General features: G+C 70.5%; 10 protein-coding genes. 6 read left to right on the top strand and 4 right to left on the bottom strand.

The features are described 5' to 3' along the window. Positions 1-122: 122 nt before the first annotated feature. Together DI276_RS14775 and DI276_RS14770 are read left to right on the top strand one after the other, a co-directional pair. On the top strand, positions 123-1,568 hold the full coding sequence (locus DI276_RS14775; protein ID WP_112263918.1) for a gamma-aminobutyraldehyde dehydrogenase: 1,446 nt from the start codon (positions 123-125) through the stop codon (positions 1,566-1,568). A gap of 13 nt (positions 1,569-1,581) precedes the next feature. Further along, on the top strand, positions 1,582-2,607 hold the full coding sequence (locus DI276_RS14770) for an agmatinase family protein (RefSeq protein WP_112263917.1): 1,026 nt from the start codon (positions 1,582-1,584) through the stop codon (positions 2,605-2,607). Between the two features lie 108 nt (positions 2,608-2,715). On the opposite strand, the gene DI276_RS14765 is transcribed toward DI276_RS14770, so the two are convergent. The 4 genes from DI276_RS14765 to DI276_RS14750 form a co-directional block, all read right to left on the bottom strand. Next, complete coding sequence (locus DI276_RS14765; protein WP_112263916.1) at positions 2,716-4,350, bottom strand: amidohydrolase; 1,635 nt, start codon at positions 4,348-4,350, stop codon at positions 2,716-2,718. Further along, positions 4,347-5,819 (bottom strand): APC family permease, encoded by a 1,473-nt coding sequence (locus tag DI276_RS14760; protein WP_112263915.1) that lies wholly within the window; start codon positions 5,817-5,819, stop codon positions 4,347-4,349. The genes DI276_RS14765 and DI276_RS14760 overlap by 4 nt, the downstream gene beginning before the upstream one ends. A gap of 167 nt (positions 5,820-5,986) precedes the next feature. After that, complete coding sequence (locus DI276_RS14755; RefSeq protein WP_112263914.1) at positions 5,987-6,664, bottom strand: response regulator; 678 nt, start codon at positions 6,662-6,664, stop codon at positions 5,987-5,989. Continuing rightward, positions 6,661-7,836, bottom strand: a complete 1,176-nt coding sequence (locus tag DI276_RS14750; protein WP_157984712.1) for a sensor histidine kinase — start codon at positions 7,834-7,836, stop codon at positions 6,661-6,663. The genes DI276_RS14755 and DI276_RS14750 overlap by 4 nt, the downstream gene beginning before the upstream one ends. A 164-nt stretch (positions 7,837-8,000) precedes the next feature. Between DI276_RS14750 and DI276_RS14745 the strand changes: the two genes are divergently transcribed. The 4 genes from DI276_RS14745 to DI276_RS14730 all read left to right on the top strand — a co-directional run bounded on the left by DI276_RS14745 (position 8,001) and on the right by DI276_RS14730 (position 15,231). Continuing rightward, a complete protein-coding gene (locus DI276_RS14745) occupies positions 8,001-11,138 on the top strand; it encodes an efflux RND transporter permease subunit (RefSeq protein ID WP_112263912.1) in 3,138 nt (1,045 codons plus the stop codon). 69 nt (positions 11,139-11,207) lie between these two features. Next, positions 11,208-12,146, top strand: a complete 939-nt coding sequence (locus DI276_RS14740) for an acyltransferase domain-containing protein (protein ID WP_112263911.1) — start codon at positions 11,208-11,210, stop codon at positions 12,144-12,146. 305 nt (positions 12,147-12,451) lie between these two features. Beyond that, positions 12,452-13,780 carry an AbfB domain-containing protein gene (locus DI276_RS14735; RefSeq protein ID WP_112263910.1) on the top strand — a complete coding sequence of 443 codons (1,329 nt, stop codon included), beginning with the start codon at positions 12,452-12,454 and terminating at the stop codon, positions 13,778-13,780. A gap of 11 nt (positions 13,781-13,791) precedes the next feature. After that, on the top strand, positions 13,792-15,231 hold the full coding sequence (locus DI276_RS14730) for a family 43 glycosylhydrolase (RefSeq protein WP_112263909.1): 1,440 nt from the start codon (positions 13,792-13,794) through the stop codon (positions 15,229-15,231). Positions 15,232-15,277 lie beyond the last annotated feature (46 nt).

Genomic DNA, 15,277 nt, shown 5'->3' with positions numbered 1-15,277 from the left:
GACACGACGCCGACGACGGATCCGGTCACACCAATCGCCATATGACTACGGATACGGTAGCTTGAAGGCATTCAATCGACTGATTCGGTTGTCGACATGCCCGCTGACCAAGGAGAAGCACCGTGAGCGACAAGCTGGAACTGCGCAACTTCGTCGGCGGCGAGCACACCGGCACGGTCGAGGACCACCGCGCGGACCTGATCGACCCCGCGAGCGGTGCGGCGTTCGGGAGCGCCCCGGTCTCCGGTGCCGAGGACGTCGACCGCGCCTGCCGGGTCGCCGCCAGGGCGTTCGAGACCTGGGGCGAGTCGACGCCCGCGCAACGGCAGCGCGCGTTGCTGGCGTTCGCCGACCTGGTGGAGGAGCACGCCGACGAGCTCGTGCGGGCCGAGAGCCGCAACACGGGCAAGCCCGTCGGACTCACGGCGAGCGAGGAACTGCCTACCGCGGTGGATCACCTGAGGTTCTTCGCGGGTGCCGCGCGCGTGCTGGAGGGCAAGGCCGCGAGCGAGTACCTGCCCGGCCACACCAGCTTCGTGCGGCGCGAGCCGATCGGCGTCGTCGGTCAGGTCACTCCGTGGAACTACCCGCTGCTGATGGCCGTCTGGAAGATCGCCCCCGCGCTCGCGGCCGGCAACACGATCGTGCTCAAGCCGTCCGACACGACCCCGGTGAGCACGTTGCGACTGGCCGAGCTCGCGGCCGAGGTCCTGCCCGCCGGGGTGTTCAACGTCGTGTGCGGCGGCCCGGAGACCGGGCGTGCCCTGGTGGAGCACGAGATCCCGCAGCTCGTGGCGATCACCGGCTCGGTGCGGGCGGGCAGCGCCGTGGCGACGTCGGCGGCGCGCGACCTCAAACGAGTGCACCTCGAGCTCGGCGGCAAGGCCCCGGTCGTCGTGTTCGACGACGCCGACGTGGAAGCCGCGGCCGCCGGGATCGCCACGGCGGGCTACTTCAACGCCGGGCAGGACTGCACGGCTGCCACCCGCGTGCTCGTGAGTCCGCGCGTCCACGACGACTTCGTGGCCGCACTCACCGAACAGGCCAAGCGCACGACCACAACCTTCGAGAAGGGCGCCGAGGACCCGGACGCATTGGTGCCGCCGGTGAACAACGCACGACAGCTCGCCCACGTCACCGGGTTCCTCGACCGCGCACCCGACCACGCCGAGATCACCGCGGGCGGCCGCCGCCAGGGCGACCGGGGTTTCTTCGTCGAGCCCACCGTCGTCACCGGACTGCGCCAGGACGACGAGATGGTGCAGCGCGAGATCTTCGGCCCGGTCATCACCGTGCAGCGGTTCGCCGACGAGGACCAGGCCGTCGCGTGGGCCAACGGCGTCGACTACGGCCTGGCGTCCAGCGTGTGGACCCGTGACTTCGGCCGCGCCATGCGGATGAGCAAGCGGCTGGACTTCGGCTGCGTCTGGATCAACACGCACATCCCGCTGGTCGCCGAGATGCCGCACGGTGGTTTCAAGCACTCCGGCTACGGCAAGGACCTCTCGATGTACGGGTTCGAGGAATACACGCGCGTCAAGCACGTCATGGCCAACATCGAGTCCTAAGTGGAGGAACCGCATGTCCCGCTACGGCGCCCAGTTCGGACCGGACGTCACCTTCCTGGGCGTCGAGCGGTGCAGCCTCGACGCCCCGGCGAGCTTCGCCGGGGCGGACGTCGTCGTCCTCGGCGCGCCCTTCGACGGCGGCACCTCCCACCGGCCGGGCACCCGCTTCGGCCCGCAGGCCATCCGCACCACCGACTACCTCCCGCACGACGGGTCGCGCCCCAGCCTCGCGCTGCGCACCGACGGCCTGCGGGACCTGCGCGTGCTCGACGCCGGCGACGTCGAGATGTACTCCGGTGACATCACGACCGCACTGGCCGCGCTGGAGCGCGCGGTCGAGACCGTGACCCGGTCCGGCGCGATTCCGGTCATCCTCGGCGGCGACCACTCCATCGCCTTCGCCGACGCCAAGGGCATCGCCAACGTCATCGGGCACGGCCGGATCTCCATGCTGCACTTCGACGCGCACGCCGACACCGGCGACATCGAGTTCGGCTCGCTGTGGGGACACGGCCAGCCGATGCGCAGGCTGATCGAGTCGGGGGCGTTGCGCGGAGACCGGTTCCTGCAGATCGGGTTGCGCGGCTACTGGCCCCCACCGTCGACATTGGACTGGATGGCCGCGCAACGCATGCGGTCCTACGAGATGACCGAGATCGGGCATCGCGGCCTGGACACCTGCCTGACCGAGGCGTTCGGCATCGCTGTCGACGAGTGCGAAGGCGTGTTCCTGTCCGTCGACATCGACGTGTGCGACCCCGGCCACGCACCCGGCACCGGCACGCCCGAACCGGGCGGGCTCTCCGCGCGCCAGCTGCTCGACTCGGTCCGCCGGATCTGCCTGGAGCTGCCGGTGGTCGGCATCGACGTCGTCGAGGTGAGCCCGCCGTACGACCACGCCGACATCACCGCCGCGCTGGCCAACCGCGTTGTCCTGGAAGCGTTGTCGGCCATCGCCCGCCGCCGCCAAGACGCCTCCACGGGCACCAGCTGGGATCCCTCACTCCCCCTGCTCGCCGACCGCCCCACCGAGCCCTGACCCGCTTTCGCGCGTGATGAAGGGCGCATCCATCCACCTCAAGTGGATAAATGCGCCCTTCATCGAATTTCAGCAGGCGAGGGTCCTCGGCCCGCCGTTCGTCGTGTTTCAGCGGGCTAGGGCTGACTCTGGTGCGTCGGCGGCGCGGTGCACGATCGTGCCGTCTACCGCTGTCAGCAGGATCGGGGCGTCGGCCAGTTCGTCGGGATCGGCGCGCAACGGGTCGACGGTGAACGCGGTGAAGTCGGCCCGACCGCCCACCGCGATCCGGCCGCCACCGGGTTCGCCCGCGGCGAGCGCGGCGTGCGATGTATAGCCCTCCAGCGCCATGCGAGCGGTCAGTCCCTGCGTCGGCCCCACGGGCGGCACGCCGGGCTCGAGCGCAGGTCGGCGCAGCATCGCCTCGGCGAGGCCGTGACGGGCGTCGAACGGCGCGACCGGCCAGTCCGAGCCGAGCACGACCGGCACGCCGGCGTCGCGCAGGTCGCGGCACCGCCAGGCGCGGTCCGCCCGTTCCGTGCCCAGGCGCGCGGACCAGTTGTCGCTGTGGTCGGCCTTGGTGAAGTGGCTGCAGTGCGTGGGTTGCATGCTCGCCACCACGCCCTGCCGGACGAACCGGTCGATCAGCGCACCCGGCAGGGTCTCGATGTGCTCGACGCGGTGCGGCACCGAAGCGGACCGCGTCAGTCCGTCGAGCGCGTCCAGGACGTGGCGGACGGCGGCGTCGCCGATGGCGTGGGTGGCGGTCGGGACGCCGGCCGCAGCGAGCGCGCGCAGGGCCGCCGTGTAGTCGTCGACGTCCGGCCAGAACGCGGCCGTCGACTCCCCCAGCGCGTCGGGCTGCTCCAGCCAGGCGGTGCCGTTGTCGATCGTGCCGTCGAGCATGAACTTGACCGCGCCGACGTGCCAGCGACGGCCACCGCGGCCCTGCAAGGCGATCAGTTCCGCGAGGCCGTCCGCGTCCACGCCGGGATCGCACCAAGGGGCGAACCGCAGTCGCAACGGCAGGTCGCCGAGCTCCTCGGCGGCGGTGAGGACCTCCTCGCTGTCGCCGAGCAGGTCCATGACATGACCGCCGGTGAGGCCGGTTGCTGCCATCCCGCGCAGCAGTTCGTGCAGCCGAACAGCGCGCGCGGCCACCGGCTCGACCGGGACGTGGGCGAGCACGAGTTCCATCGCCGCCGACTCGAGCAGCAACCCGGTCGGGCGACCGTCGGGGCCGCAGACCACGGTGGAGCGCTGGGCGAACTCCCTGGGCCCGTCAACGCCGGCGATCCGCAACGCGGCCGACGTCACCACGGCCGAGTGCGCGTCGAAGAGACGGACGAACGCGGGCCTGCCACCCACCGCGTCCTCGATCAGGCTGCTGTCCAACGGCCCGAACACGTTCGGGTCGAGTCCCCACGCCTGCACCCAGGCGTCCGGCGCCCGCGAAACGGCGGCCTCCGCGAGCAGCCGACGCACCTCCTCCGGTGACCGCGCGCCCGACAGGTCGACGTCGGCGGCCAGGCTCAGCCCGGCCACCGGGTGGCAGTGGCCGTCGACCAGGCCCGGCGTCAGCACGGCCCGGCCGAGGTCGACGACCTCGGTGCCGGGACCGCGCCAGTCCCGCACGTCGTGCCTGGTTCCGACCGCGCTGATCACCCCACCGCGGACCGCCACCGCCTCCACCGGGCGGGCGCCGACGGTCAGCGTGTGCACCGTGTGGACGGTGTCGGCGCAGAGGATGAGGTCCGCCTTCACGCAGCAACCTCCTGAACGGTCGAGCCCTTGCCCACGCGCGCATAGGTCTCCGGCCGCCGGGTGCGCAGCCAGACCGCGAGCACGCCACCCACCAGCAGGGTCGCCGGGACGAGGCCGACCAGCACGACGTTGACGCTCGCCGGCGCGTTGGTGAGCAGCGCGACGTTGCTGATCAGGATGTAGGTCGCCCCGGCCAGCAGCACGGCGGACGCGACCGCCGCGGTCAACGCCACCGGTGTGCTCGCGGCCTTGTTGCGCCGCAGGAAGTACACCGCGCAGGAGATCGCGGTCAGCGCCTGCAACACCACGATGCCGACGACACCGGGAGTGTTGACCCACAGCAGGAGGCCGGTGATCGGGTCTGCTCCGGCGAGCGCGAACCCGCCGATCACGACCACCGCGAGCACGGTCTGCACGACGCTCGCGCGGAAGGGCGACCCGTGCCGCGGGTGGACCTCGCCGATCCACGCGGGCAGCACGCCGTCCTGGGCGAGTGCGTGGGTGTAGCGGGTGATCGCGTTGTGGAACGCGATCTGCGAGGCGTACACGCTGGAGATCACGAGCAGGCGCATCAGCGTGGCCGCCCACGGTCCGACGTAGGTCTCGGTGGCCGCGAAGAACAGCCCGGCGACGTTCTCGGACGCCGCGCCGACGACCTTGTCGCTGCCGAACCCGACCACCACCGACCACACGATGACGCAGTAGAACAACGCCATGAACCCGACGGCGAAGTAGGTCGCACGGGGAATGGTGCGGGACGGGTCGCGAGCTTCCCTGCGGTACAGCGCGGTGGACTCGAAGCCCATGAACGCCGCGAAGGCGAAGGCGAGCACCGCGCCCATGCCGGGGTTGAAGGCCGCGGCCGGGGTGAACGACGCACCGTCCACACCGGACGCACCGCCGCTGGTGAAGATCCCGACGGCCATCAGCACGAGGATCCCGGACTCGAGGATCAGCAGGACGCCGAGCACCTTGGCGCCGACGTCGATGCCCATCCAGGCGATCATCAGCACCAGGGCGATGGCGACGACTGCGATCACCGGCCACGGGACGTCGATCCCGAAGAGATCGGCCAGTGTCGCCCTCGTCTGCGCGGCGAACAGGCCGTAGACGCCGATCTGCAGCGTGTTGTAGGAGACCAGCGCCAGCAGCGCGGCAGCGAGCCCCCAGCCGCTGCCCAGGCCTTTGGCGATGTAGGCGTAGAACGCGCCGCCGCCGCTGACGAACCTCGTCATGCGGGTGAACGCGACCGCGAAGATCACCAGCACCGCCCCGGCGGCCAGGTAGGCGAGCGGAGCGCCGACGCCACCGATCATGAGTCCCAGCGGCGCGACACCGGCCATGACGGTGAGCGGGGCGGCGGCCGCCACGACCATGAAAACGAGGCCACCGGTGCCGAGCACACCGCGTTTGAGCTCTCCCGCCGGTGCGAGGGCGCTGTTGTCGTCCGGGGAGGCGGTATGGGTCATGGCGGCCTTCCGATGTGTCTGGGGTCACTCGGACCGTGATTGCCGAATCATTGGCCAACCACCTCTCTGAGTCAAGGTTTTCGTAGCAAAGTCGGCTATTCGACACTCAAATCGTAGATTGGCCGTCCATCAGCAACGGAAACAGTTGCACCCGTCGAGCGCCGGGGTCACGGCATCGGTTCACCCGCGCGGACCAGGCCGCACTGGTAGGCGATGACGACGAGCTGCGCCCGATCGCGGGCACCGAGCTTCGCCATCGCCCGGTTCGCGTGGGTCTTGACCGTCAGCGGGGACAAGAACAGCCGCTCGCCGATGTCGTCGTTGGTCAGGCCGTGGGCGACGAGCACCAGCACCTCGCGTTCGCGGTCGGTCAGCGTGTCCAGCCCCACCGGCGGCGGCAGCGGGTCTGGCTGCGCCTGGCTCAGGAACTGGCCGACCAGACCGCGCGTGGCGGCCGGGGACAGCAGAGCCTCGCCCGCGGCGACGACCCGGATGGCGCGCAGCAGTTCGGCCGGCTCGACGTTCTTGCCCAGGAACCCGCTGGCGCCGGCCCGCAGTGCGCGCACGACGTTCTCGTCGTTCTCGAACGTGGTGAGCACGAGGATCCGGACGCCCGCGAGGTCGTCGGAGGCGGCGATCTCGCGGGTCGCCTCGATGCCGTCGAGCTCGGGCATCCGGATGTCCATCAGCACCACGTCGGCGCGGCACGTTCCGGCCAGCCGCACGGCCTCCCGCCCGTTGCCCGCCTCCCCCACGATCTCGATGTCGGGCTCGGCGGCGAGGAACATCCGGAAGCCCGCGCGGATCAGCGGCTGGTCGTCGACGAGCAGCACCCGGATGATCATGCGGTCACCGCGTGCACGTCCGTGGGCAGGGACGCGTGCACCGCGAACCGGCCGGAGCCGTCCACCCCGGCGGTGACGCTGCCGCCGAGCGCCGCGGCGCGCTCGCACATGCCGAGAATGCCGTAGCCGGACCCACGACCCTGCGCCTTGCCGATGGGGTTGGTGATGTCCAGCGTGACGGCTTGCGGTGTGTAGGCGACGGTCAGGTCAGCCGTCCCGTTCCCGTACTTCCTCGCGTTGGTGAGCGCTTCCAGTGCGATCCGGTAGGCCGCGGCGTCGACGGCGGCGGGCAGCTGCCGTGCCTCGCCGGACCGGTGGAGGTCGACGGTGAGGTGGTCGGCGACGTCCTCGAGCAGGTTCGTCAGCTGCGCGAGGCCACGGGGCGGCGTGGTGGGTGCCGCCGGATCGCGGGCGTCCCGCAGGAGGCCGACGACGTAGGCCGTCTCCTTCAGCGCGGCGTCGGCGGACCGGCTGATGGCGTCCAGCGCCGCCGCTACCTGTTTCGGCCGGCTCGGCCCGATGTGCCTGGCGCCGGTGGCCTGCACCTTGACGACGGCGATGTGGTGGGCGACGACGTCGTGCAGTTCCCTGGCGATGCGGAGCCGTTCCTCGGCGACCCGGCGGCGGGCCTCCTCCTCGCGGGTCTGCTCGGCGCGCGTCGCGCGGTCTTCGACGGCGGCGATGTAGGCCCGCCGGCTGCGGGTCGCGTCGCCGTAGGCTGCGGCCAGCCCGAGGAACGCGAGATCCACGCTGTTGCCCGGATCCCACCAGGGTTCCGGGCCGCCGGCGAGGTGGGCGAGCCAGCCGACCGCGAACACGCCGAGCGTCGCGAGCCAGACGGTGCGGCGGTCGGTCGCCAGCGCCACGGTGTAGATGGCGGCCATGAGCGCAATGGTCACCGCCAGCGGCTGGCTGCCGAGCACGACCGTGAGCGGGACCGCCGCGACGGTCGTGCCGGCCAGCACAAGCCACGGTGCGAGGCGACGGCACGCGACTGCGGCGAACACCAGAACCGCCGCGACGACGTGGAGTCCGGTGAACTCCTGCTGGGGCTCTCCGAGCGGGGAGAACTGCGCAGTGACGATCGACAGCGCGCCCAGGACGAGCCCCACCGCGGCATCCGTCCACTGTGGATGAAGTCCGGCCGCCCGCCGCAAACCGGCAAGTTCCATGGCTTTCATCGTAAGGAGCGCGGCTGGCTCGCGCGTCATCCTCACGCAGTACCCGGGACGCTCCGGGCGCGGTATGCGCTGACCGCGCCGGGACGACGCGCCCGGACGACCGGTCCGGCGATGGTGAACGCCCAAGATCCGACCGACTCGAGGGAATCGCCATCATGTCTGCACTGGCTCGGTTGAGCCTCGCCAACCGGGGGCTGGTCGCGCTCAGCACGCTGATCGTGCTGGGCTTCGGGGCCTACGCCATCCCCCAGCTCAAACAGCAGCTGCTGCCACCGCTCTCGCTGCCGGTGGCGGTCGTCACGGCCCAACTTCCCAGCGCACCACCGGACATCGTCGCGCAGCAGCTCACGACCCCGATCGAGACCGCGGTGAAGTCGGTCAACGGCGCCACCTCGGTCACCTCGGTCTCCCGCGAGGGGCAGGCGACGGTCGAGGTCTCGTTCGACTACAGCACTCCGTCCGACGACATGGTCAGCCGGCTGCAGTCCGCGGTCGCCCGCATCACCGGGCAGCTCCCCCAGGGCAGCGACCCGCAGGTGAGCGCCGGCTCCTTCGAGAGCGTTCCGATCATCCAGGTGTCGGCGGCGAGCAACGGCGACGCGCGGGCGTTCACCGAACGGCTCCAGCGCGCAGTCGTGCCGAAGCTGCAGGGCGTCAAGGGAGTGCGCGGTGTGCAGCTCAACGGCGGCACCACCGACCAGGTCCGGATCACCCTCGACCCCGCGAAGGCCGCCGCGGCGGGAGTGACCACCGCAGCCGTCTCCGAAGTGTTGCGCTCCAACGGTTCCGCGTCCCCGGCCGGCACGCTGACGCAGCAGAAGGAGTCGCTCTCGATCCAGGTCGGCGCCGCCCTGCGCACCGTCGACGACGTCCGCAACCTGTTCGTGGCACCGCAGGCGCAGTCCGACGGACCACCACCCGCTCCCGTGCGGCTGAGCTCCGTCGCGACCATCGAGTTGGCGCCCAACGAGGTCACGTCGGTCGCCCGCGTCGACGGCAAGCCGAGCATCGGCCTGTCGGTGACGATGCGCCCGGACGGCAACGCGGTGTCGATCTCGCACGACGTCCGCGCGTTGCTGCCCGATCTCCAGCGCGACCTCGGCGGGGACGCGAAGCTCACCATCACCTCCGACACCGCGCCGGCCATCGAGAAGGCCGTCGAGGGGCTCACCATCGAGGGGATGCTCGGCCTGGGGTTCGCCGTCCTGGTGATCCTGGTCTTCCTGATGTCGCTGCGCTCGACGCTGGTGACCGCGCTGTCCATCCCGGTGTCGCTGGTGATCGCCCTGCTCGCGCTGTGGTCACGCGGCTACACGCTCAACCTGCTCACGTTGGGGGCGTTGACCATCGCCGTCGGCCGGGTCGTCGACGACTCGATCGTGGTGCTGGAGAACATCAAACGCCACCTCAGCTACGGCGAACCCAAACGTGCGGCGGTCCTCACCGGCGTCCGGGAGGTCACCGGTGCGGTCGTCGCCTCGACGCTCACCACGGTCGCGGTGTTCCTGCCGATCGCGTTCATCGGCGGCTTCATCGGACAGGTCTTCGGGCCGTTCGCGATCACCATCACGGTGGCGCTGCTGGCCTCCCTGCTGGTCTCGCTCACCATCGTGCCCGCGTTCGCGTACTGGTTCCTCCGCTCGCCCTCCAGCGCCGACTCTCCGGAGGAACGCGAACGGATCCACCAGGAGGCGTCCGCGAAGGAACGCCGCAGCCTGTTGCAGCGGAGCTACGTACCGGTGATCGAGTTCGCCACCCGGCGCCGGGTCACGACGCTGGTGCTCGGCGCGCTGGTGTTCGTCGGCACCGCCGGTCTCGCCACCCAGCTGCAGACGACCTACCTCGACCAGAGCGACACCACCACGGTCACCGTGGCACAGCAGCTGCCCGTCGGCACCAGTCTCGCGGCCACCGACGCCGCGGCGGCCAAGGTCGAGAAGATCCTCACCGAGTTCCCCGAGATCGCGATCTCCCAGGTGACGATCGGCTCCTCCGGCAGCTCCGGCGCGTTCGGCGAGGAGAGCAACGGCGGCGGCGAGGCCTCGTTCACCATCACCGCGAAGGAGGGCACCGATCTCACGGCGTTCTCGCGGAAGCTGCGGGACCGGCTCGCGACGCTGACCGACGCCGGGAAGACCACGGTCGGGGTCGGTGACGACGTGGGCAGCTCCAGCGGACTCGAAGTCGTCGTCCGCTCCTCCGACCCGGCGACCCTCGCCGAGGCGGCCGACCAGGTCCGCGCGGCCATGGCCGCCACGCCGAACGTCCTCAACGTGGCCAGCAACCTCACGGCCAGCGCCCCGCGGGTCGACATCACCGTCAACCGCGAGGCCGCCGCCCGCCACGGCCTCAGCGACACCGCGATCGCCGAGCACGTCTCCACCGTGTACCGCGGGGTGACCCTCACCTCGGCCACCGTCGAGGGCAGGCAACGCGACATCGTGCTGCGCAACGGCACCGCGCCGGCCGACCTGGAGGCCATGAAGGCACTGCCGGTGCCGACCTCCTCCGGCTCCGTGCGCCTCGACGCGCTCGCCACCGTGCAGCGGGTCGCGGGCCCGGTGCAGATCACGCACGCCGACGGGGTGCGCTTCGCGTCGATCACCGGCACCCCCGACACCTCCGACACCGGCGCCGTCACCGACGAGCTGGCGACCAGGCTGGCGGCGCTGAAGCTCCCGGTCGGTGCCTCCTACACGATCGGCGGGGTCAGCGCCGACCTGACGCTCGCGTTCACCGACCTGGGCCTGGCACTGGCCGCCGCGATCCTGCTGGTGTTCCTGATCATGGTGGCCACGTTCCGCAGCCTCGTGCAGCCGCTCATCCTGCTGGTCTCGATCCCGTTCGCGGCCACCGGCGCGGTGCTCCTGCTGCTGCTCACCGGCACCGCGCTCGGCCTGGCGGGCCTGATCGGCCTGCTGATGCTGATCGGCATCGTGGTGACCAACGCGATCGTGCTGATGGACCTGATCAACCAGTACCGCGCCCAGGGCATGGGCATCCACGAGGCGGTCGTCGAGGGCGGCCGGCGGCGGCTGCGCCCGATCCTCATGACCGCCGTCGCCACGATCTGCGCCCTGAGCCCGATGGCGCTCGGCATCACCAACAGCGGCGAGTTCATCTCGCGGCCGCTGGCGATCGTGGTCATCGGCGGGCTCATCAGCTCGACGCTGCTGACGCTGGTGCTGGTACCGACGCTGTACACCATGGTCGAGGGGGCGAAGGAACGGCGGAAAGCCCGGCGGCAGGCCAGGAAGGCGCCTGCCGAGCCCGCGCTGACCGTGGCCGGCTGAGCCTCTCCCGGCGGCTCGTGGTGTCCACAATGGACACCACGAGCCGGCGGGCCAGGTAGTGTCGTCCGGGTGGACCTGGAGAAGACCGCCGCCCGCCTGGGAGTTCCCGTGGAGGAGGTGGACCGCGTGCACCGGCTCGCCGGCCACCTGCCGTCCGCTCCGCTGCCCGCGAAGGCCGACGCACCCGCGCTCCTCGACCGGCTCGCGGTGCCGCCGGACGACGCCGCCGAGATCATGGCCGGCTGGCCGGACTCTCCACTGTGGACTCCAGAGCTGCGCTGGCTGCTGGACCGCTCGATCGCGTTGGTGCAGGCCGACCTGGGCGGTCACGACTGGCTGCCACCCGGTCCGGAGCTGCCGCGCGATCGCGGCCCGGCCTGGCGGCACCTCTACGTGTACGCGTACCTGGCCCTGGTCGACGTCGTCACTCAGTACCACCGCGACCACGGCATCACCGAGGCCGTGTCCTGGACGACCCTCGCGGACCTCGGCCGCAACCTCGCGATCGACCGGCGGATGCACGGCGAGGGCTGGCCGACCATGCAGAGCTGGCTGACGCTGCACCCGCGCGGCGCCGTCTACGAGCTGGGCCGCCTGCAGCACCACCGCGGCGACACCGCCATCAGCCTGCACATCCCCGACTCGGGACCGCTGACCCCGGACGCGGTCGCCGCGTCGCTCGACGAAGCCCGCGCGTTCTTCCCGCGTCACTTCCCCGACGAGCACTACACCGCGTTCTCCTGCGGCTCGTGGCTGCTCGATCCACAACTGCAGGAGTACCTGCCCGCCGACTCCAACATCATCCGGTTCCAGCAACGGTTCGAGCTGGAGCCGTACGAAGAGGTGGAAGGCGTCGACGCCGACGTCGAGGTGCTGCGGTTCGTGTTCCGCACCCTGACGACGCCGCTCGACCAGCTACCCCGCCGCACCGTGCTCCAGCGGGCGATCGTCGACCACCTGCTGGCCGGCCACCACTGGCAGTGGCGGCGCGGCACCTTCCCGATCTGACCGCTGCCTGCGGTAGGCGGACCGAGGCCACCCGCCGGCCAGGACTTCCTTCTCGAGGCCCTTGACCGCTACCACGTCCACGTGCACCAGGGAATGTCCACAGTGGCCGGACCGTTCGACGGCGTTCGACGGCGTCGTCGAACGAGATCGCGGGACGCTCAGGTCTTGATTGTTATCGCTAACAGTGCTTGCTACCACCTCCAGGCCAGTCCAGCCAACACTTGCCCATTGCCATGCGTCCGCACGGACCACAGAATGTTAACGCTCACCATCCGGTGCCTCCCACTGTCGCAAGGAGCCGGTTCATGCGTTCATCCCTGCTGATCGCTGTCACGACCGCGCTGGTCGCCATGACCGGCGCCGCCGCCACCTCACCGGTCGCGTCGGCCGCAGGCCCAGTACCGCACTACCTGATGACCGCGTTCACCAACAGCAGCGAGTCGAACATGTACGTCTACGACTCGCCGAACGCGACCGGCTTCACCCAGGTCAGGGCCAACGCCTACACGCCGCCGTCGGGCCTGATCCGCGATCCCAGCGTCATCAGGCACACCGACGGCTACTACTACATCGTCTACACGACGAACTGGACGGGCGACACGATCGGATTCGCCCGCAGCGCGGACTACGTGAACTGGACGTTCCTGCGCAACGTCCGCGTCGGCCTCAACGGCGCCACCGGCAGCACCTGGGCGCCGGAGTGGTTCAAGGACTCCGACGGCAGCGTGCACGTGATCTTCTCCGCGTCCACGTCCGGGACGGCCGGGCAGTTCCGCCCGTACCGGATCACCGCGACGAACGCGGACCTGTCCGCGTGGACCAGCCCGGTCGCGCTCGGCATCCCTGCCAACTACATCGACAGCTTCGTGGTCAAGACCGGCGGGACGTACCACAACTTCCTCAAGAACGAGACCACCAAGTACATCGAGCACGCCACCGCCACGTCGCTGAACGGGCCGTGGACGTTCGTGGGCACCGGCAACTGGGCGGGCTGGGGATCCGGGCTGGAGGGTCCCGCGCTCGTGCAGCTGCCCGACGGCCGGTGGCGGATCTACTTCGACCAGTACGGCCAGAAGCGCTACTTCTACGCCGACAGCGCGAACCTGACCACCTTCACCGCCAAGACCGAACTGCCCGGCCTGTCCGGCACCGCCCGGCACTTCACGGTGCTGCGCGAGGACTCCGGTGACGGCACGGCGGTGGCCACGGGCAACCGGTCGTTCCGCTCGGTCAACTACCCCGACCGCTACGTCCGGCACCGCGACAACCTGGCCTACGTGGAGCCGGCGAGCACTGCTTCGGCCCGTCAGGACGCGACTTTCACGGTCGTGACCGGCCTCGCGAACGCCGGCTGCTACTCGTTCCGGTCGGTGAACTTCCCCGACCGGTACCTGCGCCACTACGACTTCCGCGTCCGGCTGGACACCAACACCGGTGACGCCGTGTTCGCCCGCGACGCCACGTTCTGCGGCCGCACCGGTCTCGCGGGCGGCGGCAGCACGTCGTTCGAGTCCTACTCCCACCCCGGACGTTTCCTGCGCAACTACGGCTTCGCGCTGCGCGTCGACTGGCGCACGTCCGACGCGGCGTTCGCCAACGACGCCTCGTTCACCGTGTCCTCGCCACTGGCCTGAAAGGACAGACGATGAAGAAGATCTTCCTGCGGTTCACCGTGCTGGTCCTGGCCGCCGTCACGTGCGTGGCCGGCCCGCCCGTGCCCCTGGCGAGCGCCACACCCGCCGTGCGGTACACGAACCCGATCGCGGAACGGCGCGCCGACCCGCACATCTTCAAGCACACCGACGGTTTCTACTACTTCACCGCGACCGTCCCGGAGTACGACCGGATCGTCCTGCGCCGCGCCACCACGATCCAGGGCCTCGCCTCGGCGCCGGAGACGGTGATCTGGCGCAAGCACTCGAGCGGTGACATGGCCGCGCACATCTGGGCGCCGGAGATCCACTTCATCAACGGCAAGTGGTACGTGTACTTCGCCGCGGGCCGCAGCGACGACGTCTGGCGCATCCGGATGTGGGTGCTGGAGAGCTCGAGCGCCAACCCGCTGACCGGGACGTGGACCGAACGCGGCCGCATCACGACCCCGTGGGACACCTTCTCGCTGGACGCCTCCACGTTCGTGCACAACGGCGTGCGCTACCTGATCTGGGCGCAGCAGGAACCGGGCATCTCCACCAACTCCAACCTCTACATCGCCCGCACGGGCGCGAATCCGTGGACCATCACCGGCACGGTCACCAGGCTGACGGTCCCGACACTGGCCTGGGAGACCCGCGGGTTCAAGGTGGCGGAAGGGCCGACAGTCCTGCAGCGCAACGGAAGGATCTTCCTCACCTATTCGGCCAGCGCCACCGACGCGAACTACTGCCTCGGCCTGCTGACGGCGTCCGCGTCGGCGGACCTGCTCAACGCCGCCTCGTGGACCAAGAGCCCCGACCCCGTGTTCGCCACCAACAGCGCGACCGGCCAGTACGGTCCCGGCCACAACTCGTTCACGGTGTCCGAGGACGGCCGCAGCGACGTGATGGTCTACCACGACCGCAACTACCGCGACATCAACGGTGACCCGCTCAACGACCCGAACCGCCGCACCCGCGTGCAGAAGGTCTACTACCGGGCCGACGGCACCCCGGACTTCGGCGTGCCGGTGCCCGACGGCCCCACTCCGGTCCGGCTCAAGTCGTACAACCTGCCCGACCGGTTCGTGCGGCACTGGGAGTACCGCGCGAAACTGGAGGCCAACGTGTCCCCGCTGGCCGACTCGCAGTTCAAGGTGGTGACCGGCCTGACCGGCTCCGGCACGGTGTCGCTGGAGTCGACCAACTTCCCCGGCTACTACCTGCGGCACCGCAACAACGAACTGTGGGTGGAGCGCACCGACAACAGCACCCTGTTCCGCAACGACGCCAGCTTCTCGCAACGCGCGGGCCTCGCCGACGGCGCCGCGGTGTCGTTCGAGTCCGTGAACTTCCCCGGCCGCTTCCTCAGGCACAGCAACGGATTGCTCTACCTGCAGGCCGTGAGCGACGCACCGGGGCGGGCGGACGCCACGTTCGTGCTGGAGTGACGGCGGTGCCCGCCGCGAGCGCGATGTTCGCGAGCTCGCGGCGGGT

This window comes from Lentzea terrae (assembly GCF_003265345.1).
Classification (GTDB): Bacteria; Actinomycetota; Actinomycetes; order Mycobacteriales; family Pseudonocardiaceae; genus Lentzea; species Lentzea terrae.
This window is presented reverse-complemented; position numbering and strand designations above follow the sequence as displayed.